This window comes from Streptomyces sp. CT34 (assembly GCF_000805335.1).
Classification (GTDB): domain Bacteria; phylum Actinomycetota; class Actinomycetes; order Streptomycetales; family Streptomycetaceae; genus Streptomyces.
In genome coordinates this window covers 1901318-1921683 of sequence record NZ_KN708638.1, presented here as the reverse complement: position 1 = coordinate 1921683, position 20366 = coordinate 1901318, and the positions used below count along the sequence as shown (strand labels likewise).

The window sequence follows — 20366 nt, the reverse complement described above, 5'->3', positions numbered from 1 at the left end:
CATGTCCGAGTACGACGCACGGGGCAAGACCAACCGGGCGCTGCTGATCTGCGTCCACGACTACCAGACGCACCCCGCCCTGCCCGCCGTGGAGGCCAACGCCGACGAGCTCAGGCGCGCGCTGACCGGCCCCGGCACCGACCTGTTCACCGCGGACGAGGTCGTCATCTGCCGACCCCGGGAGCCCGAGGAGCTGAGCCGGGCGCTGAAGGCCGTCGCGGACGAGGCGCGCGGCCTGCTGCTGGTGCACTTCTCCGGCCACGGCTGGGTCGGCAGCGACGGCGGCGACCTCCGGCTCCTGGTCGGCGCCTCGGACCACCGCCGGCGCCACACCACGGTCTCCTGGCAGGACGCCGTCCTCTCCTGCCTCGACAGCGCGCGGGCCGACCGCATCGTGGTCGTCCTGGAGTGCTGCTACTCCGGCAACGCCGACGGCGCCTTCCACGCGCTGCGCAAGCCCATGTCGCTGCTGATGGCCGCGCAGCCCAACCGCCGGATCTTCAGCGGCGGCGAACCCGCCGGCGGCACCCTCTTCACCCGCGCCCTGGTGCGGATCCTCGAAGAGGGCATCCCCGGCCGGCGGTTCGTCACCTTCGAGGACCTGGTCGGGGCGCTGCGCGAACGGCTCGCCGACGAGCGGACCCCGATGGGCGAGGTCTGGGAGCCGCGCTCCGCCAAGCAGAACACCCTCGACGACGTCATCCTCTCCTTCGCCACCCCGGAGGACCGGCCGCCGACCCCGCCGCGGATCCGCCGGCGCCGCTGGATCAACCAGCACGTCGTCCGGCCCGTACGGCGCCGCCTCCGGCTCCTGGTCACGCTGTGCGCGGTCCTCGTGCTGGCCGCCGCCGGGCTGATCGCGCACCGCGTGCTGAGCCCGCTCCCGGACTGCCCGCCCGCCCTCGAACTGCGGCTGCTGACCGCCCCCGAGGCCGAACCGGCGCTCCGCCAGGCCGCGTTCGCGTACGAGATGTCCGATACCAACACCCGCCCGCTGACCGGGGAGGGCGACCTCCCGGACGGCTGCCGCCGGTCCCAGATCACCGTCTACTCCGCCGCCGACGACCAGATCGACCAGGGCTTCGCCGCCGCCGACCGCTGGCAGGGCGAGGCCCGCGGCGGCACCGGCCGGGGCGGGACCCAGGGGAAGGAGGCGGCCAAGGGTGCCGACCCCCTCTACCGGCCCGGCCCCCAGCCGGACCTGTGGATCCCCGAATCCACCGCCGACTACGAAGAGGCCCGCCGCGGTATGCCGCCCAAGGGCTCCCCGGCCACCCTGCACGACACCGGCCCGGTCGCCTACAGCCCCCTGGTCGTCGGCATCCCCGCCGGCAAGCGCCCGGACAACGTCGAACAGGTCGCCGCCTGGCAGGACTTGCTCACCGGCACCGACAGCCGGCACGGCGACCTCAGGCTGCTGCGCCCCAGCCCGGTGCTCTCCGGCACCGGCCTGCTGCACACCCTCGGCCTCTACCTCGCCGGCGACGGCTCGCACATCGACCCGTCCAGCTCCCTCGACCCCGCCCTCGCCCGGGACGCCGAGAGCCGGCTGACCGCGCCGGGCAGCCAGTACGCCGGCAGCACCGAACTGCTCTGCTCGCTCCGTCCGGACGCCGGCCCCGACCGGCCCGGCAGTGGCCAGGGCGCCCGCTCGGCGCCACTGGTCTCCGAGAAGTCCCTCGCCGACTACAACCTCGGCCACGCCACCGGCAGTTGCCCGGCCCTCGCCCGGCCGCCGGCCCCCGGCGAGCGGTACGCGGCGTACTACCCCAAGAACGTCCCGGCGCTCGACCATCCGCTGGTCCGGGTCGACTGGAGCGGCGTCGCCGACGCCCCGACCCGGCAGGCCGCCGTCGCCCGCTTCGCCGACTGGCTGCGCGATCCGCACGGCGGCCAGCCCGTCCTCTCCCGCCAGGGCTACCGCGGGGTGCCCGGAAGGGACGGCACGACGCCCCGCCCCGCTCCGGACTCCCCGCTCCTGGACACCGCCGCCGACATCGACCTGGCCGCCCCCGTCGTCCCCTTCACGGCCGGCCCCGACCAGGTCGGCCGGGTGCTGGCCGGCTACGACCGGGCGCAGCGCGCCAGCCGGCTGCTGATCCTCATGGACACCTCCACCTCGATGGCCGGCGGCGGCAAACTCCCGGTCGCCACCGCGGCGGCCGGCCGCGTCCTGGAGATGGTCGGCGCCCGCCACACCTACGGCCTGTGGACCTTCCCGGACCGCACGCACCCCGGCAACCCCTACGCGGTACGCCCGCTCGTCCCGCTCGGCAGCGCCGACCCGGCCCCCGGAAAGGCCGCCCTCGACCGGATCGCCAAGGGTGAACTCGTCGACCACGGCGCCCCGATGGAGGAGGCGCTGACCACCGCGGTGGCGGAGCTGAAGAAGGCGGCCGGCAGCGGCGGCAACAGCGCCGTCGTGCTGCTCCTCGACGAGGACGACGGGGCGGCGGGGCGCGACCGCGGCGTGGAGCCGAAGCTGACCGAACTCCTCAAGAACGGGCCCCCGGTGCCGGTCCTGACGGTGGCGATGGGCCGCTCCGGCTGCGACACCTTCGCCCTCCAGGGGCTGGCCCGCGCCTCCAACGGCCAGTGCGTACCCGGTGGTCCGGACGCACCGGAGCTGCTGGCCGGACTGGTCGCCTCGATCGGCTCCGCGGGCACGGGGGACCGGTGAGGGCCCGCGCGGCGCTGCCCGCCGCCCTCCTCGCCCTGCTCGTGACCGCCGCGGCCGGCGGCTGCACGTCCGGGCCGCCGCCGCGCCCCGAGGAGGGCGCCATCGTGCTGGCCACCGGCAGCGACCTGAGCAGCTCCGGGGTCCGCCAGGACCTGATCCGCGCCTGGGAGCGGCACACCGGCCGCACCGTGCGGATCGTGAAGCTCCCGGACACCGCGGACGGCCAGCGCAGCCAGCTGCTGGCCGCCGGCCAGTCCGGCAACAGCGGCTACGACGTGCTGAACATCGATGTGGCCTGGACCGCCGAGTTCGCCGCGGCGGGCGTCATCCGTCCCTGGGGCACGAGCCTGGACGCCGACTTCCTCCCCAGCGTCGTCAAGACCACCCGGTACGACGGCAAGGTCTGGGCCGTCCCGTTCAACACCGACGCCGGACTCCTCTACTACCGCAAGGACATCCTGCACGACTACGGATACGACCAGCCGCCCAGCAACTGGGGCGAGTTGAAGAACATCGCCGTCCAGGTGGCGGGCGCCTACAACCGCAAGGCCAGGGCTGCCGGGACCGCCGCCGGCGGGACGAGGACCCCGGCCGCGCCCACCCTCTACGGCCTGGTCGCCCAACTGCGCCCCTACGAAGGGCTGACCGTCAACACCCTGGAGTCCGCCTGGGCCAACGGCGGCGACCCCGAGGCGACCAGCTTCACCAAGGGCGAGCAGGTCGGCTCGCTCCAACTCGGCGTCACCGCGCTCAAGGACCAGCTCGACTCGATCATGCCGCACGAGGCCACCGCGATGGACGAGACCGAGAGCCGCCGCTGGTTCGCCGACGGCCGCGCCCTCTTCATGCGCAACTGGCCGGTGGAGTACGCCTCGGTCGCCGAGAAGCTCGAACCCGGCGTCCAGTTCGATGTCGCCGAACTGCCCGGCCGGCCGACCGACGGCCGGCGGATCTCCGTACTGGGCGGCCAGAACCTGGCGATCGCCGCCGACAGCACCCGCCCGGCCGGCGCCCGTTCCCTGATCGAGGCGCTCACCGACCCGAAGAGCGAACGCTGCCTGCTGGAGCGGGGGTTCGCGGCCACCCGCGCCTCCGCCTACCGCACCGGGACCGCCACGCCGCGCTGCCCGCTGCCGCCCGGCGACGCGCAGCGCGGCGAACACGGCGCCACCGGCCGGCCGCCGGTCCCCCCGGGCCAGGAGCCGCCGCCCTACACCCGGACCCTCTACGCGGCCCTGCGCGCCGCCGAACCGCGTCCGCGCAGCGCGCACTACCAGACCTTCAGCAAGGTCGTGCAGATCCGGGTCTCCGAGTACCTGAACAGCACCGGCGGTACGGCCATCGCGGACGAGCTGGCCCGGGAGGCGGACGAGGCGCTCGGCGGACGCAACGGCTGACCGGCCCCGTCCGCGCACGGGCGGACATCGCGCGGTGCGCGGGGGCGGAAAACGCGGAACAGGGACACGAGTTCCCAAGGGGGAAAGAGTTCCAAAGGGGAAAAGGGGAACGGGCCAAAGGGAAGAGGGAAACGAGCCAAAGGGGAACGGGGCGCCCGGTGGACGCCCCGTTCCCCTTCACAGCGGAGACCGTGTGCTCAGGTGGCCACGATCAGATAGATCCCGTACGCCACCGCCACCGCGCACAGCGCGAAGGCCACCAGCGCCCCGGCCCGCGCGCCCGCGGCCGGTGCCGTGGCCGCCGCGCCGTCCGCGGCCGGCTTGCGGGACGTCCCCACGATTCCGACGGTGAACAGGCCCACGATCCCGACCGTCACCACGAGGGTGACGCCGAAGACCTGGCCGAGAGCCGCCCAGTCGATGTGCATGGTGTGTTCGTTCCTTCGGTGAGGGCCGCTAGGGGGTGGCCGTCGCGGGCTGCGCCGGCTGTGCGGGCTGCGCCGACTGAGCGGGCAGGGTGGTGGGTTCCGCCTCGGTGGCGGCCGGGGCCACCGGGGCCGCGGTGCCTGCCGGGGGAGGGGAGACGGTCTGGAGCGCGGCGGTGACGATGCCCACCGGCTCCGCCGCCGAGCCCTCGTTGACGTTGGTGTCGTTGACGTTGGTGTGGTCGATCGGCTTGCGCCGGGAAGCCGCCCAGATGCCGCCGCAGACCGCGAGCGCGCACACCGCGACCGCGGCGACGCCCCAGCTGCCCTGGTCGGCCAGGAACGCGGCACCCGCCGAGACCACCGCGGCGGCCGGCAGCGTCAGCGCCCAGGCGGCGACCATCCGCCCGGCCGTGGACCAGCGCACCACGCCGCCCTTGCGGCCCAGCCCGGAGCCCATCACGGCACCGGAGCAGACCTGGGTCGTGGAGAGCGCGAAGCCGAGGTGGGAGGAGGCCAGGATGGTGGCCGCGGCGCCGGTCTGGGCGGCGAAGCCCTGCGGCGGCTGGATGTCGGTGATGCCCTTGCCCATCGTGCGGATGATCCGCCAGCCGCCCAGGTACGTGCCGAGCGCGATGGCCGTGCCGGCCGAGGCGATGACCCACATCGGCGGGTCGGAGTGCGGCGCGACGGCCCCGCCGGTGATCAGCGCGAGGGTGATCACGCCCATCGTCTTCTGGGCGTCGTTGGTGCCGTGGGCCAGCGAGACCAGCGCGGCCGAGCCGATCTGGCCGGCGCGGTAGCCCTTGGCGGTGTCCGTCCTGTCGCGCCCGCGGGCCAGCCGGTAGGTGAGCCGGGTCGCCGCCATCGAGGCGAGGCCCGCGACGAACGGCGAGGCCACCGCCGGGATCAGGACCTTCATCACGACGGCCTCGCCGTGCACCCCGCCGGTGCCGACGGAGACCAGGGTGGCGCCGATCAGACCGCCGAAGAGGGCGTGGGAGGAGCTGGAGGGGAGTCCGGCGAGCCAGGTCACCATGTTCCAGACGATGGCGCCGACCAGACCGGCGAAGATCACTTCAGGTCTGATGCCGGCGCTCTCGTCGATGATGCCCCCGGAGATGGTCTTGGCCACCTCGACGGACAGGAACGCGCCGACAAGATTGAGCCCCGCCGACATCGCCACCGCGGCCTTGGGTCGCAGTGCCCCGGTGGAAATGGTGGTGGCCATTGCGTTGGCCGTGTCGTGGAAGCCGTTCGTAAAGTCGAACACCAAGGCCGTGACGATCACGATCCCGATGAGAAGCGTGATGTGTTCCATTCACCCAGGCAATCAGTTCGATGGACATGTCGATCGGGACCGTACGGACGGCGGGTGAACGGAAAGTGAACTCTGTCGAGCGCCGCGGTGACGCACCCGCAGTGTTCACACGGAGGTGTCCCACAGACCACTTCCGCCTCATCCGTCCGCAATCTTCTCGTGCTGGGCCAGGGGCCCGGTCCGGCGGCCCCGGGTGCCCGGCAGCGGGCTGTTCGCCCACAGGTCGAACGAGCCGTTCGCTCACGTGTCATGGGTCCCCCTGGTCGTGACATGCGAGGGGTGCGGCTCACTCGACGTTAGGGGATGATCGCCGCAAGGGGGTTGATGTCCGGCCAAATGCCCGTAGTGGTACAGCCGTCCCTATGTGAGGGATACCGGGCAGATGGCGCGATGGCGTACGGTGCCCCGGCCTGCCCGTACGGTGTCGTGCACCCCGATCGCCTTTCCGCATTTTCTGCCGCACCGCGCCGGAGGACGCCATGAAGGACCACCCCGACCACCTCGCCGCCGCCTGGAGCGAACTCGTCGCCACCGCCCGCCGCACGGTCGCCGACGGCCTCGTCGTCGGCACCTCGGGCAACGTCTCGGTACGCGTGAAGGACCTCGTCCTCGTCACCCCCAGCGGGATCCCCTACGACCGGCTCGGCCCCTCGGACACCACCGCGGTCGACCTCGACGGCCGCCAGATCATCGGCAGACTCCGCCCGACCAGCGAACTTCCGCTGCACCTGGCCGTCTACCGCCACACCCCGGCCGCCGCGATCGTGCACACCCACGCGCCGAACGCCACCGCCGTCTCCACCCTCGTCACCGAACTCCCGCCGATCCACTACATGGCCGCCGCGCTCGGCGGCCCGGTACGCGTCGCCCCCTACGCCCTCTACGGCAGCGACGAACTGGCCGCCAACATGCTCGGCGCCCTCCGCGACCGCACCGCCGCCCTCCTCCAGAACCACGGCACCATCGCCTACGGCGCAAGCCTCGACCAGGCACTGGAGCGCACCGCCCAACTGGAGTGGATGTGCCGGGTCTGGCTCGCCGCCAGCTCCGTGCCCGGCCACACCCCCAGCCTGCTGTCGGCCGCCCAGCTCGACGCCGCGGCGGACCGGCTGCGCGGCTACGGCCAGCGCGCCGGCCACCTCGCATAGCCACCCTTCATAGCCACCCCGCGCGGACCCGCCGACGCGCATCGTCGCTGGTCCGGCGGGCCGTCCGGGCGCCCGGTGGCCGGGTCCGGCGGCGCTGCGCACACTGGGAAGGTGCGACTGGGAACCGTGGCGGCGGCGACCGCCACCACCGTGATCGGTGCCGGCGCCGCCGCCCTGGCGGTCGGGCGGTACGCCGGCGACATTGCCCTGAAACCGTCGCCCGACCACCCGCTCCCCGGCGACCCCCGCCTCACCGTGCACTCCGCCGACGGCGACCGCATCATCCTCACCCGCAGTCTCGCGTCCCTGCGGCCCGGGATCTACGGCCTCGCCGGCGCCGGCTGCCACGCCGTCGCCGGCCCCGTCGTGCACGGCACCCCGCACCCCCCGGACGCCGTCGTCCGCCGCCTGGAGCGGGTCACCCACGGCACTTTGCGCCCCGGCACCCGGATGCGGATGACGCCGCAGGTGCACATCGGCAACCCCCACGACGCCCTCGGCATCCCCTACGCCGACGTCGACGTCCCCGGCGAACTCGGGCCGCTGCCCGCGTGGTTCGTGCCCGGCGTCCGCGACACCTGGGTCATCACCGTCCACGGCATCGGCACCACCCGCGAACACCCCATGGTGGTCATGCCGTTCCTGGCCCGCCACCGCCTGCCGGTCCTCGACCTCGCCTACCGCAACGACCTCGGCGCCCCGCGCTCAGCCGACGGCATCCACCACTTCGGCGACGCCGAATGGCGCGACCTGGACGCCGCGATCCGCTATGCCGTCCGCTACGGCGCCCGCACCGTGATCGTGCACGGCTGGTCCACCGGCGCCACCATGGCGCTGCGCGCCACCGCCAATTCCGCGCTGCGCGACCGGATCTCCGGACTCGTCCTGGACTCCCCGGTCCTCGACCGGCACGCCACCCTGTGCGCGCTGGCCGCCGCCCGGCACGTCCCGCGCGCCCTGCTGCCGCTGGTCGTCCGCGCCGCCGAGGGCACCACCGGACTGCCCGTGGACCGCCCGGCCGACGCCCCCGACCCCGAGGCGCTCCAGGTCCCCACCCTGCTCTTCCACGGCCCCGGCGACACCGTCGCCCCCTGGGCGGCCTCCCGCGACTTCGCCGCCCGCCGCCCCGACCTGATCACCCTTCAGCCCGTCCCGCACGCCCCGCACGCCGCGATGTGGAACGCCGACCCGGACCACTACGAGGAGACCCTGCGCCGCTTCCTGACACCGCTGATGTAGCCGGCCGGGACAGGCGAACGGCGACCGCCGGACCCGCCGGAGCCGCCGTGCCCGCGCCCGCGCCGGCCACCGGACGGTGACGCCGGGGCGTACGGCCGGACAACTCCCCATATCGGGGGTGGGTCGGCCGGATGGCGGGCGTCCGGCAGGCCGCGGGACGGGGTCCGATTGGGCTTTCGGGCCGTCAGCCGCAAGACTGCTCCTGTGACGTCCCGTACTCCGCGCGACTCCCGGCTCCGACTCGTCCCACGCCAACCGATCGCCGCCGCCCGCCGGGCGGTGAGCACCCGGGCCGCCCGCCCGGCGCCCCGCCCGCCCGAGGGCACGCCGCCGCCCGCGGAACTGGCCCGCCAGGCCCGTGCCGTACTGGCCGGTGCGGCCCGGCTCGCCCGCTGGGCCGACGGCGCCGCCGGCACCCTGCGGGCCGGCCCGGACGGCGCGCTGCCGCCGGACGCCGTCTCCCGCGCCGCCGCGGCCCTGGGGCTGACCCCGCGGAAGGTCCGCGTCGACTGGGACCGGGCCCGGCTCGCCGGACTCGTCGAACTCCACGACGGCATCGCCCGCCCCGGCTGGCGGCTGCGCGCCTGGGACCGCGACGACACCGCGGTGCTGCGCGGCTGGGTCGCGCTCTTCGACGCCTGGTCGCTGGCCCTGCCCATCCCGGCCGGGGCCGGCCCGACGATCGTCGCCGAAGTCGTCGAGGCGGTACCGCAACTGCTGTCCCTGCTGCATCTGTCGGCCGGGCCGGTACGGCTGCCGGTACTGCTCGACATGCTCGACCAGCGCGTCGCCGAACTGCGCACCGAACGCTGCGAGGTCCCCTCCGGCCACGCCCCCGCCGCGGACGGTGCCGGTGCCACGGGGACGGCGAGCGACGCCGCGGGGGCGTCGCTGGCCGAACTCCTGGGCTGGGCGCTGGACGCACTGCTCGCGGTCGGCGCGCTGGTGCCGCCGGACGGCGCGCCCGAAGGCTCCCACGAGGGCGGCCACCACGGGCCCGAGGCCCGGCTGACGCCGCTCGGCAACTGGTCGGTGTGGGTCAAGCTGGAGCAGATCTGCGTCGCCGCGCAGAGCCCGGCGGGCCATATCGAGCAGTCCGCGGAGGCGATGCTGCGCGGCTGCGCCCGGCTGACCCCGGGGCCGGCCCGCGCCGAATACCGCGCCTGGCTCGCCGCCCGCTCCGTGGGCGCCGCCGTCGAGGAACTGCTGACCGTGGCCCGCGGCGAGGACGCGCTGCTGCGCGGGCTGGCCTTCGAGGCGCTGCGCGCGGTCGGCGCCCCGGCCGAGCCCGCCGTCCGGGCCGCCGCCGACGAACCGGGCCTGCGGCCCTACGCCCTGCTGTGGCTCGTCGAGCACGAGGGCGGCGACCCGGAGTCCGCCCCCGACGTCCTCACCCGCGAGGAGTCGACCTGGCTGTGGGTGGACACCGCGGCGGCCGTCGCCGACCACGGGGAGACCCAACTCCTGGTCCGGCACCTGGACTCGGCGGTCCAGGGCTCGGTACCGCGCCTGCTGGAGGAGGTACGCGCCGTCGGCCATCCGCGCACCGTGCAGGTGCTGGTGGCGCTGGCCGCGGCCCACCCCGATCCGGCACTCGCCAAGGCCGTCCGCCGCGCGGCCTTCCAGGTCCACACGGGCGGGGCGTAGGGCCGCTCCGGTGGGCGGGCCGGGGCCGGAAAGGCCTTGGCCACCGCCCTGCCGGGGCCGGGCGGTGGCGGGTCGGTCCCCCGCACCGCCCGGCGCGTATCAGTCCCCCGTGCCGCCCGGCGCGTACGTCCCGAAGCTCCAGATGTTGCCCTCCAGGTCCCGGGCCATGTAGTCCCGCGAGCCGTAGTCCTGGTCCGTGGGCGGCATCAGGATCTCCACCCCGGCCTGCTCGGCCCGCCGGAAGTGGGCGTCGGCGTCCTCGACGACGACATAGACGCCGGCCGGTCCGGCGTCTCCCATCGCCTCGTCGAAGGGGCCGCCGCGGCCCTTCGAACCGAGCATGACCGTGCCGTTCCCGTAGGACAGTTCGGCGTGCAGCACCGTGCCGTCGTCGGTCTCGTACTGGGCGCCGACGGTGAAGCCGAACGCCTCCGTCAGCTGCTTGATGGCGGCCGGTGCGTCCCTGTAGAGCACCGTCGGGTACATCGTCGGCGTACCTGCCATGCTGATCACCGCACCTCTCGCGTGGCCGGACGGCGCCCGCCGCCCGGACTCCTGTGTCATCTCTCACAGTCTCGCAGCGGGGTCTGACAACGCCGGAAAACGACTTGCACCGGCCCGTTAGACTGCCTGCATGGCAGTTCTCCTCTGGGTTCATTAGACGGCGTAGACCGCTCTCGGACCGTCCGTCCAACCCGCCGTCTTCCTGCCCTGGAGTTTTTCCGTGATCACCGCTTCCGGCCTTGAGCTGCGTGCCGGCGCCCGAATCCTCATCGAGTCCGCCTCCTTCCGCGTCGCCAAGGGCGACCGCATCGGCCTGGTCGGCCGCAACGGCGCCGGCAAGACCACCCTCACCAAGGTGCTGGCCGGCGAGGGCACCCCGGCCGGCGGCGCGGTCACCCGCTCCGGCGAGGTCGGCTACCTGCCCCAGGACCCGCGCACCGGCGACCTGGACGTGCTCGCCCGCGACCGGATCCTCTCCGCCCGCGGGCTGGACGCCGTGCTCCGCAAGATGCGGGAGAACGAGGACCGGATGGCGACCGGCAAGGGCGCCACCCGCGAGAAGGCGATGAAGAAGTACGAGCGCCTGGAGACCGAGTTCCTCACCAAGGGCGGTTACGCCGCCGAGGCCGAGGCCGCCACCATCGCCGCCAGCCTCGGACTGCCCGACCGCATCCTGGGCCAGCCGCTGCACACCCTCTCCGGCGGTCAGCGGCGCCGCGTCGAACTGGCCCGGATCCTCTTCTCGGACTCCGACATCCTGCTGCTCGACGAGCCGACCAACCACCTCGACGCGGACTCCATCGCCTGGCTGCGCGACTACCTCAAGACCTACCGCGGCGGCTTCATCGTCATCTCGCACGACGTCGACCTGGTCGAGACCGTCGTGAACAAGGTGTTCTACCTCGACGCCAACCGCTCGCAGATCGACGTCTACAACATGGGCTGGAAGCTCTACCAGCAGCAGCGCGAGGCCGACGAGAAGCGCCGCAGGCGCGAGCGCGCCAACGCCGAGAAGAAGGCCGCGGCGCTCAACGCCCAGGCCGACAAGATGCGGGCCAAGGCCACCAAGACCGTCGCCGCGCAGAACATGGCCAAGCGCGCCGGCAAGCTGCTGGCCGGCCTGGAGGAGGTGCGGATGTCCGACAAGGTCGCCAAGCTGCGCTTCCCGGACCCGGCGCCGTGCGGCAAGACCCCGCTCACCGCCGAGGGCCTGTCCAAGTCGTACGGCTCCCTGGAGATCTTCACCGACGTCGACCTGGCCATCGACAAGGGCTCCCGGGTCGTCATCCTGGGCCTCAACGGCGCCGGCAAGACGACCCTGCTGCGGCTGCTGGCGGGCGTCGAGCAGCCGGACACCGGAGAGGTCCGCCCCGGCCACGGCCTCAAGCTCGGCTACTACGCGCAGGAGCACGAGACCCTGGACCCGGACCGCACGGTCCTGGAGAACATGCGCTCCGCCGCCCCGGACATGGACCTGGTCGACATCCGCAAGACCCTGGGTTCCTTCCTCTTCTCCGGGGACGACGTCGACAAGCCCGCCGGGGTCCTCTCCGGCGGCGAGAAGACCCGTCTCGCCCTGGCCACGCTGGTGGTCTCCTCCGCCAACGTGCTGCTGCTCGACGAGCCCACCAACAACCTCGACCCGGCCAGCCGCGAGGAGATCCTCGGCGCGCTGCACACCTTCACGGGCGCGGTGGTGCTGGTGACGCACGACGAGGGCGCGGTCGACGCGCTCGCGCCGGAGCGGATCATCCTGCTGCCCGACGGTGTCGAGGACCTCTGGGGCCAGGACTACGCGGACCTGGTCGCGCTGGCCTGACCGGGGCCGTGCCGATCCCGGCGGATGGATCATGCCGGATGGATCATTCGGCTCAGCCGTGATCCATCATCTGAGTGAGAACGGCTCGTACACCGGCGAGCCTGCGGCGCCCTGCCGTGCCCCCCGGGCCCGGCCGTCCCCTTTTCGGCCGCATGCCATCTGACCTGCCCGTTCTCGCGGACGGCCGGGCGGGGCCGCCCCGCGGGGCGCGCGGAACGGGGAATTCCGGGCGCCCCGGTCGCACGCCGGACGGCAAAGGATGTCGCACAGACCTTGCGGAATGGGTGGCCAGGAAGCCGGGGAGGGGTGATCATGAGAGTCCAGAGCGCACTTCCCACGAGGAGGCACGGGTGGCCGAGACTCTGAAGAAGGGCAGCCGGGTGACCGGCGCTGCGCGCGAGAAGCTCGCGGCAGACCTGAAGAAGAAGTACGACGCCGGAGCGAGCATCCGGGCGCTGGCCGAGGAAACCGGTCGCTCCTACGGATTCGTGCACCGGATGCTCAGCGAATCCGGTGTGGTCCTGCGCGGTCGCGGCGGAGCCACGAGGGGCAAGAAGGCCGCCTCGGTCTGACGGCCGCGACTCCGGGTGAAGACGGTGCCCCCGGCCGTCCGAACTGTCGGCCGGGAGGTTACCGTTCAGTCACTTACGCACGCAGGTGCGGCTGGCTGACTCGGAGGCGCCCTCATGACTCTGCTCGACAAGCACGGTGTCCGGCTCGCCGTGGACGACGCGATCGCCACGGTGACGCTCGCCAACGCGGCCAAGCGCAACGCACAGTCGCCCGCCATGTGGCGGGCGCTGGCCGAGGCGGGCTCGCTGCTGCCGGGGAACGTACGGATCGTGGTGCTGCGCGGTGAGGGCAAGTCCTTCTCCGCGGGCCTGGACCGGCAGGCGTTCACCCCCGAGGGCTTCGACGGCGAGCCGTCGTTCCTCGACCTGGCACGCGGTACGGACGGTGAACTGGACGCCACCATCGCCGAATACCAAGAGGCGTTCACCTGGTGGCGGCGCAACGACCTGGTGTCCATCGCCGCCGTACAGGGCCATGCCATCGGCGCGGGCTTCCAGCTCGCGCTCGCCTGCGATCTGCGGGTCGTGGCCCAGGACGTCCAGTTCGCCATGCGCGAGACCAGCCTGGGACTCGTACCGGATCTGACCGGTACCCACCCCCTGGTCGGGCTGGTCGGCTACGCCCGGGCGCTGGAGATCTGCGCCACCGGGCGCTTTGTGCACGCCAAGGAGGCCGAGCGGATCGGCCTCGCCAATCTCGTCGTCCCCGGAGACGAACTCGACGCCGCGGTGGCCGACCTGGCCGCCGCGCTCACCGCCGCGCCCCGGGACGCCGTCATCGAGACCAAGGCCCTGCTGGCCGGCGCCGCGGGCCGCACGTACGAGGAGCAGCGCCGCGCCGAACGGGCCGCCCAGGCCCGCCGACTGCGGGACCTGGCGGGCGTCGGGGACTAGGCCCTGTCTCAACTCCCGCCTGTCTGCCGACGCTCTGCGCGCGCCCCCACCCTCGAAGCACGCGCCCCCGGCCCGAACCGGCTTCGCACGGCTCGGGCCGGGGGGATCCCCTTCGCCGCACCGGGCAACGACCCCAGTACTTCAGTACAGGGGTCCAGTACAGGGGCCGTCGTCCGGCACGCCGAGAGCACGCACCGGACGCCGCCCGGCCCGCCCTTCGGCGGACGACGGGAGTGTGACGACAGGGCCCAGGGGCTGTCCGACCCCCGGCCCCTGGATGTTTGATCACGGGCCGGTCCGGCCTGATCCACCGGGCAGTTCCGGGCCCGTACCGCCCGCTCCCGGTCGCCGTATCGCCCCGATCCCGGCCGCGTCTCCGGCGGGCTGCGGGGCGCGCGGCGGCCGGGTGCGGCACTCCGCTGCCGCGTCCCCGGAGCGGGCCCGGGAAACCGCACCTACTGTGGGGAACGGAGCGGGTGGCCCGCTCCCCCTCGGGCGGCTCGGAAGGGGCGCACCGCGATGACCGAGAGCCAGCACAGCGCAGCCGCGGGGACACCGCCGGTGAAGCGGGGTGGCGGCGACCCCGGGTCGCGTGGCCGCACCACGATCGCCGACGGGGTCGTGGAGAAGATCGCCGGGCTGGCGGCCCGCGATGTCGTGGGCGTCCACGCGATGGGCAGCGGTCTGGCCCGTACACTCGGCGCGGTCCGCGACCGGGTGCCCGGCGGCCGGTCGGCCCCCGCGACGCGCGGGGTGCGGGCCGAGGTCGGCGAGGTGCAGACGGCGCTGGACCTGGAGATCGTGGTCGACTACGGCGTCGCCATCGCGGACGTGGCGCGGGCGGTACGGGAGAACGTCATCTCCGCCGTGGAGCGGATGACCGGCCTGGAGGTCGTCGAGGTCAACATCGCGGTGGTCGATGTGAAGCTGCCCGACGAGGAGGACGAGACGGACGGGGCGGAAGGGGCCGGTGCACCGGAGCCGCGGCTCCGGTGACCTCGCCCGGCCGCAGCGGCAGCGAAGGAGCGCACGATGAGCATGGCCGTGGTCGGTCTTGTGGCCGGGATGGCGCTGGGCTTCGCCGGATACTTCGGGGGGTTCGGCGCGTTCGTTCTGGTGGCGGCGCTGGGCGCCGTCGGGTTCATGGCCGGCAGATTCCTCGAAGGGGACCTGGAGGCCGGGGATTTCTTCCGCACCCCCCGCACCGGGGACCGCGACGGCCGGCGGCGGTGAGGCCGGGTGGCGACGGTGTCCGCGCCGGCCGGTACCGCCGGCGTACCGGCGGGTGAGCGGGGCGCGACCACGATCGCCGACCGGGTGGTGGCGAAGATCGCCGCACGGGCGGCTCGCGAGGCGCTGCGCGCCGCGTGCCCCGACGACCCCACCGACGCGCACGCGACGGTGACCGTACGGCGCCGCGAGGTCCGGCCGCCCTTCGGCGAGGCCCGGCTGCACATCGCCGTGGAACTCGGCTATCCCGTCGACATCGGCGCGCACGCCGGGCTGGTACGACGTCACGTCACCGAACGCATACGGGAGTTGGCGGACATGACGGTGTCCGGGGTGGTGGTGCGGGTCGAGCTGCTGCACTCCCCGCAGCTCGCGGACCGGGGCCGGGGGCGGGTGCGATGAGCGAGGACGGCGGCGCGCGGCGCGACGACCGGCGGCCGGCCGCACCCGGTGAACGGCCCGGCGCCGCGGCCGGGTTGACCGGATCTGCGAGGGCGGTGCCGCCCTCCCCGGGCGGCCCGGCCCCGGACGCCGGCGCGCACCCGGACACCGACCCGGCCGGCGGCGGGCGCGCCGGCCGCTTCTGGTCGGCCCGCCGGGTGCCGTCGGGGCTGGTCGCCCTGGTGCTGCTGGCCGGCGCGGGCCTGCTGCTGTACGACGTGGCGGCGGTACGTGCCCACCGGCCGGCGGCGGCCTGGCGCCGCGAGCTGGCCGACGAACTGGCCACCCGCCACCTTGACGACCCTTGGGTGCTGGGCGGCGCGGCTGCCGCGGTGGTGCTGGGGATCTGGTTGATCGCGCTGGCCGTCACTCCCGGGCTGCGGGCGGTGCTCCCGATGCGGAGCACCGCTCCCGGGGTCCGGGCCGGCCTCGACCGGCCGGCCGCCGCGCTGGTGCTGCGCGACCGGGCCATGGAGGTCGCCGGGGTGCAGTCGGTGCGGATGACGGTCGGCCGCCGCCGGGCGCACGCCCGGGCCGTCGCGCACTTCCGGGACCTGGACGCGGTCCGCCGCGATCTGCACACCGCGCTCGGCGCCGGGCTGCGGGAACTGGGCCTGGCGCACCGGCCGGCGCTCACCGTCGACGTACGGCGCCCGAAGGACCCGGGGAAGGGGTGACCGCGCCATGCCCAGGGCCCGCGCAACGGTCAACCGGCTGCTGCTCGGCCTGACCGGCGCCGTGCTGCTGGCGGTCGGCGGGCTGGTGCTGCTGGGCGGCTTCGGCCTGCCGGCGCGGCTGGACCTCGGCCTCCCCGCCGGGTGGCCCTGGGCCCGACCCGACGCGGTCCTGCTGCCCGCCCGCGACCGCACCCGCTGGACGGACCGCGGCTGGTGGTGGCCGGCCGTCATCGCCGCCCTGGTGGTCCTGGTCGCGCTGTTCCTGTGGTGGCTGCTGGCCCAGCTCCGGCGGCACCGGCTCGGTGAGGTCCTGGTCGACAGCGGCGACGGCGAGGGCGCGGTGGTCCGCGGCCGGGCCCTGGAGACCGTCCTGACGGCCGAGGCGGAGTCCCTGGACGGCGTCGAGCGGGCCGCCGTCCTGCTGACCGGCCGCCGCACGGAGCCGCGGCTGCGCGCTCTGCTGGCCCTGGCCCCGCACGCCGATCCCGGGGCCGTCGTGCTGCGGCTGTCCGACGAGGCGCTGGCGCACGCGCGGACCTCGGCGGGCCTGGCACGGCTGCCCGCCGAGGTCCGGCTGCGGGCGGTGCGGCACCGGCCGGAGCGGGTGAGCTAGATGAATGAGTCCGATGTTCTCAGTGGTCGAAGGCGGTCAGGGATCGTTTGATCTTGGCGCCGGTGGTCCAGTTGTGCCAGACACCTGCTGCGAGTGCGAGGAGTCGTTGGCCGGTGCGGGCGAACACTCCAGGCAGGGTTCTGCCTCCGTGTTGTTCCAGGCTGAGCTGGCCTTTGAGTGTGGCGAACACGGCCTCGATCCATTGGCGGACACGGGCGAGACGGCCGTGTCGCACGGGCTCGTCCTTCCGGTCCGGACGCACCAGATGGACGCCCAGGCTCTCGGTCAGGAACGCCTCGAACTCCCTTCCGGCGAAGCCCTTGTCGGCGAGGATCACTTGGCCGGAGCGTACGAGGTGGTGGTCGCGTTCCAGCAGTGCGGTCATCACCTCCCGTTCGCCGATCTTGGGATGGGCCAGGCACCAGGAGATGGGCATGCCTTCCGCGGTGGTCAGCAGGTAGAGCCGAAAGCCCCAGAAGAAGCGGGAATGGCTGGGGCAGTATCCGTATCCGGCGTGCCCTGCCAGTTCGGAGCGTTTGACTGTCTGGCGGGAGGCGGCGCACGGCAGTGGGGTGGAGTCGACCAGGCGCAGGTTGTCGTGCCAGGTGGGCACCTGCTGGGCCAGTGCCTGGAGCACGGCCGAGATCAGTGGGCCGGCGGCGTTCAGGCGCTTGTTGTAGGCGGATTGCTGGGGCAGGTAGCGGAAGAGGTGTCGTAGGCGGGCGTGCGCGAAGCGGATCCAGTGACGGGTAGAGGGAAAGCCGAGCAGGACCTGGGCGACGGCCAGGCACAGCAGTTCGGCGTCTGTCAGTTTCGGGGGTCGCCCGATCCGGCGACGAGGGGCCACATGGTCGTCGATGAACACGTAGAGTGCCGCCAGAAGGGCGTCTAGGTTTGTCGTCACACACGAGCCAACGGGCGCCCTTCGCCATGGTCGCGGCCAGCACAAACATCGGACTCATTCATCTAGGCCCAATGCCGGTGACATGGAGACCAGTTCGACCACCTGATCCGCGGAGACGTTCCCGCCCGGTGCACTCGGCAGCCGTAAAGTCACCGGCAATGGAGCCAGGTCCTGTCGTCGGTCTCCCGACCGCCGCCCTTCGGGCGGACGACGGGAGTGTGACGACAGGACCTGGGCCCGTCCGGCGGGTCATGGCCGGGTCCGCGGCGTCCGGCGCGGCGCCTCGTGCTCCGCTTCGCTCGCTCCGCCTCGGCTCTTCGGATGGTCACCGGCCGCACCGCGCCGGATGCCGGAGCCGGTCCGACCCTGCCCCGTCGGACAGCCCCCACAGCCCCTCGGCCCGCGGCCCCCGGGTGCCCGTCCGCGGCGCCGCCGTTCTCAGAAGCCGTGGCGGGCGCCCCCGTCCACCGGGACCATGACCCCGTTGATGTACGAGGCGGCCGGCGACAGCAGGAACGCGGCGGCGCGGCCGAACTCCTCGGGGCGGCCGTAGCGGCCCAGGGGGATGGTGGCGGAGTTGCGGGCGCGGGTGCCCTCGGGGTCGCCGGAGAGCGAATCGAGCTGGGTCATGCGGTCGGTGGCGATCCGCCCGGGGAGGACGCCCAGGACCCGGATGCCGCGCGGGCCCAGCTCGTCGGCGAGGGACTTGGCGAAGCCGGCGAGGCCGGGGCGCAGGCCGTTGGAGATGGTGAGCCCGGGGATCGGCTCGTGGACGGAGCCGGAGAGGACGAAGCCGATGACGCCGCCCTCGTCGAGTACCGCGGCGGCCTCGCGGGCGAGCCGTACCGCGCCGAGGAAGACCGCCTCGAAGGCCGTCCGCCACTGGTCGTCGGTGTTGTCGGCGGTCGTTCCGGGGGCCGGGCCGCCCACGCTGATGAGTACGCCGTCCAGTCGGCCGAAGCGCTCGCGGGCGGCCGACACCAGGCGGGCGGCGGCTTCCGGGTCGGCGTTGTCGGCGGCGACGCCGAGCGCCCGGTCGCCCAGAGTGGCGGCGGCCTTGGCGGCGCTCTCCTCGGTGCGTCCGGTGACGACGACGTTGGCGCCGTCGGCGACCAGTTCGCGGGCGGTGGCGAAGCCGAGGCCGCGGGTCGCTCCGGTGACGAGATATGTCCGGTCGGTGAGTCCAAGATCCATGGCCCCAGTCTGCACCCGAGGTCCATGGTCCTAGTCGGGCCCCGGGGCGCCGAACAGTCCGAACGCGGTCCTTACCAGGCCGATATGGCTGAACGCCTGTGGAAAGTTGCCCAGTTGGCGTCCGGCGGCCGGGTCGTACTCCTCGGAGAGCAGCCCCACGTCGTTGCGCAGCGCGAGCAGCCGCTCGAACAGCTCCCGGGCCTCCTTGTGGCGGCCGGTCAGCTGGAGCGCGTCGGCGAGCCAGAACGAGCAGACCACGAACGTCCCCTCGCCGCCCGGCAGTCCGTCGACGGAACCGCCCGCGGTGCTGTAACGGCATACCAGACCGTCGGACGTCAGCTCCCGGCGCACCGTGTCGACGGTGGAGCGCACCCGGGGGTCGTCGCCCGGGAGGAAGCCGACCCGGGGGATCAGCAGCGTCGCGGCGTCCAGTTCCGCCGAGCCGTAGTACTGGGTGAAGGTGCCGCGGTCGGCGTCGTAGCCCCGTTCGCAGACCTCCCGGTGCACCTCGTCGCGCATCGCCCGCCAGCGGTCGACGTCCCCGGTGAGCTTCGGGTCGGTCTCGGTCGCCCGCACCGCGCGGTCGGCCGCGACCCAGGCCATGACCTTGGAGTGCACGAAGTGCCGGCGCGGGCCACGGATCTCCCAGATCCCCTCGTCGGGGTCGCGCCAGGTGGACTCCAGGTAGTCGACCAGCGCCCGCTGGATGCTCCAGGCGTGCGCCTCGGCCGGCAGCCCCGCCGTCCGGGCCACGTGGAACGAGTCGATCACCTCGCCGTAGACGTCGAGCTGCCGCTGCTCGACGGCGGCGTTGCCGATCCGCACCGGCCGCGAGCCGGAGTAACCGGACAGCCAGGGCACCTCGGCCTCCGGCAGCCGCCGCTCCCCGCCCAGCCCGTACATGATCTGGAGGTCGGCGGGGTCGCCGGCCACCGCGCGCAGCAGCCAGTCCCGCCAGGCGCCCGCCTCGTCCAGATACCCGGCGGAGATCAGGGTGTTCAGGGTCAGGCTGGCGTCGCGCAGCCAGCAGTAGCGGTAGTCCCAGTTGCGCACCCCGCCCGGCTCCTCGGGGAGCGAGGTGGTGGGGGCCGCGACGATGCCGCCGGTGGGCGCGTAGGTGAGCGCCTTGAGGGTGATCAGGGAGCGGACCACGGCGGCCCGGTACGGACCGGTGTAGCGGCAGCGCGCGGACCAGTTGTGCCAGTCCTCCAGGGTCTCCTCCAGCGCCTGGAAGGGGTCGATCAGGTCCGGGCGGGGCTCGTGCGAGGGGTGCCAGGTCAGCACGAACGCGGCGCGCCGGCCCGCCGCGACGGTGAAGTCCGAGCAGGTGCTGAAGTCCTTGCCGTAGGTCCTGCCGTCCTCCGGAGTGCGCAGCCACACGGAGTCCGGCCCGGCGATCGCGACCCGGGAGCCCTCGGCGGCGCGCACCCAGGGCACCACCCGCCCGTAGTCGAACCGCAGCCGCAGCACCCCGCGCATCGCGACGCTGCCGTGCAGTCCCTCGACGATCCGCACGACATCGGGCATCCGGTCGCGCTGCGGCATGAAGTCGGTGACCCGGACGCTGCCGTCGGGGGTCTCCCAGACGGTGTCGAGGAGGAGCGAGTCACCGCGGTACGAGCGCCGCGCGCGGGCCTCGGAGGAGCGCGGGGCGAGCCGCC

Annotated in this window: 19 protein-coding genes; 13 read left to right on the top strand and 6 right to left on the bottom strand. The window is 73.9% G+C overall.

The window, feature by feature from the left end; all coding sequences use genetic code 11:
- Position 1: 1 nt before the first annotated feature.
- Together RZ84_RS08585 and RZ84_RS08580 are read left to right on the top strand one after the other, a co-directional pair.
- Complete coding sequence (locus RZ84_RS08585; protein ID WP_043263798.1) at positions 2-2680, top strand: VWA domain-containing protein; 2679 nt, start codon at positions 2-4, stop codon at positions 2678-2680.
- A complete protein-coding gene (locus tag RZ84_RS08580) occupies positions 2677-4077 on the top strand; it encodes an extracellular solute-binding protein (protein ID WP_043263797.1) in 1401 nt (466 codons plus the stop codon). Before RZ84_RS08585 ends, RZ84_RS08580 begins: the two co-directional genes overlap by 4 nt.
- A gap of 197 nt (positions 4078-4274) precedes the next feature.
- On the opposite strand, the gene RZ84_RS08575 is transcribed toward RZ84_RS08580, so the two are convergent.
- Together RZ84_RS08575 and RZ84_RS08570 are read right to left on the bottom strand one after the other, a co-directional pair.
- Positions 4275-4505: a hypothetical protein gene (locus RZ84_RS08575; protein ID WP_043263796.1), complete on the bottom strand. Its 231-nt coding sequence runs from the start codon at positions 4503-4505 to the stop codon at positions 4275-4277.
- 28 nt (positions 4506-4533) lie between these two features.
- Positions 4534-5823 (bottom strand): inorganic phosphate transporter, encoded by a 1290-nt coding sequence (locus RZ84_RS08570; protein WP_043263795.1) that lies wholly within the window; start codon positions 5821-5823, stop codon positions 4534-4536.
- Positions 5824-6302: 479 nt separating this feature from the next.
- Between RZ84_RS08570 and RZ84_RS08565 the strand changes: the two genes are divergently transcribed.
- From RZ84_RS08565 to RZ84_RS08555, 3 genes are all read left to right on the top strand, one after another.
- The gene (locus RZ84_RS08565) at positions 6303-6971 is read left to right on the top strand and encodes a class II aldolase/adducin family protein (protein WP_043263794.1); all 669 of its coding nucleotides are present in this window, start codon (positions 6303-6305) and stop codon (positions 6969-6971) included.
- 111 nt (positions 6972-7082) lie between these two features.
- The gene (locus RZ84_RS08560; protein ID WP_043263793.1) at positions 7083-8210 is read left to right on the top strand and encodes an alpha/beta hydrolase; all 1128 of its coding nucleotides are present in this window, start codon (positions 7083-7085) and stop codon (positions 8208-8210) included.
- 204 nt (positions 8211-8414) lie between these two features.
- Positions 8415-9857: a hypothetical protein gene (locus RZ84_RS08555; RefSeq protein ID WP_078893639.1), complete on the top strand. Its 1443-nt coding sequence runs from the start codon at positions 8415-8417 to the stop codon at positions 9855-9857.
- A gap of 99 nt (positions 9858-9956) precedes the next feature.
- On the opposite strand, the gene RZ84_RS08550 is transcribed toward RZ84_RS08555, so the two are convergent.
- Positions 9957-10361, bottom strand: a complete 405-nt coding sequence (locus tag RZ84_RS08550; protein ID WP_043269410.1) for a VOC family protein — start codon at positions 10359-10361, stop codon at positions 9957-9959.
- Positions 10362-10581: 220 nt separating this feature from the next.
- Here RZ84_RS08550 and RZ84_RS08545 point away from each other — a divergent pair, with 220 nt between their 5' ends.
- The 8 genes from RZ84_RS08545 (at position 10582) to amaP (ending at position 16607) form a co-directional block, all read left to right on the top strand.
- Positions 10582-12180: an ABC-F family ATP-binding cassette domain-containing protein gene (locus tag RZ84_RS08545; RefSeq protein WP_043263791.1), complete on the top strand. Its 1599-nt coding sequence runs from the start codon at positions 10582-10584 to the stop codon at positions 12178-12180.
- A 350-nt stretch (positions 12181-12530) separates the two neighbouring features.
- Positions 12531-12752: a helix-turn-helix domain-containing protein gene (locus tag RZ84_RS08540; RefSeq protein WP_043263790.1), complete on the top strand. Its 222-nt coding sequence runs from the start codon at positions 12531-12533 to the stop codon at positions 12750-12752.
- A 114-nt stretch (positions 12753-12866) separates the two neighbouring features.
- A complete protein-coding gene (locus tag RZ84_RS08535) occupies positions 12867-13646 on the top strand; it encodes an enoyl-CoA hydratase/isomerase family protein (protein ID WP_043263789.1) in 780 nt (259 codons plus the stop codon).
- Between the two features lie 519 nt (positions 13647-14165).
- On the top strand, positions 14166-14642 hold the full coding sequence (locus RZ84_RS08530) for an Asp23/Gls24 family envelope stress response protein (protein ID WP_043263788.1): 477 nt from the start codon (positions 14166-14168) through the stop codon (positions 14640-14642).
- A gap of 36 nt (positions 14643-14678) precedes the next feature.
- On the top strand, positions 14679-14879 hold the full coding sequence (locus RZ84_RS08525) for a hypothetical protein (RefSeq protein ID WP_043263787.1): 201 nt from the start codon (positions 14679-14681) through the stop codon (positions 14877-14879).
- Positions 14880-14885: 6 nt separating this feature from the next.
- On the top strand, positions 14886-15278 hold the full coding sequence (locus RZ84_RS08520) for a hypothetical protein (protein WP_043263786.1): 393 nt from the start codon (positions 14886-14888) through the stop codon (positions 15276-15278).
- Complete coding sequence (locus tag RZ84_RS08515) at positions 15275-15994, top strand: DUF6286 domain-containing protein (protein WP_043263785.1); 720 nt, start codon at positions 15275-15277, stop codon at positions 15992-15994. The genes RZ84_RS08520 and RZ84_RS08515 overlap by 4 nt, the downstream gene beginning before the upstream one ends.
- Before the next feature lie 7 nt (positions 15995-16001).
- Positions 16002-16607, top strand: a complete 606-nt coding sequence (gene amaP / locus RZ84_RS08510; protein WP_043263784.1) for an alkaline shock response membrane anchor protein AmaP — start codon at positions 16002-16004, stop codon at positions 16605-16607.
- Between the two features lie 19 nt (positions 16608-16626).
- Here the strand turns inward: amaP and RZ84_RS08505 are convergent, their stop codons facing one another.
- The 3 genes from RZ84_RS08505 to RZ84_RS08495 all read right to left on the bottom strand — a co-directional run.
- Positions 16627-17511 carry an IS982 family transposase gene (locus RZ84_RS08505; protein ID WP_043262718.1) on the bottom strand — a complete coding sequence of 295 codons (885 nt, stop codon included), beginning with the start codon at positions 17509-17511 and terminating at the stop codon, positions 16627-16629.
- A gap of 438 nt (positions 17512-17949) precedes the next feature.
- Positions 17950-18705: an SDR family oxidoreductase gene (locus RZ84_RS08500; protein WP_043263783.1), complete on the bottom strand. Its 756-nt coding sequence runs from the start codon at positions 18703-18705 to the stop codon at positions 17950-17952.
- A 30-nt stretch (positions 18706-18735) separates the two neighbouring features.
- The coding region (locus tag RZ84_RS08495; RefSeq protein WP_241777624.1) for a glycoside hydrolase family 15 protein at positions 18736-20366 on the bottom strand (1631 nt) is incomplete at its 5' end.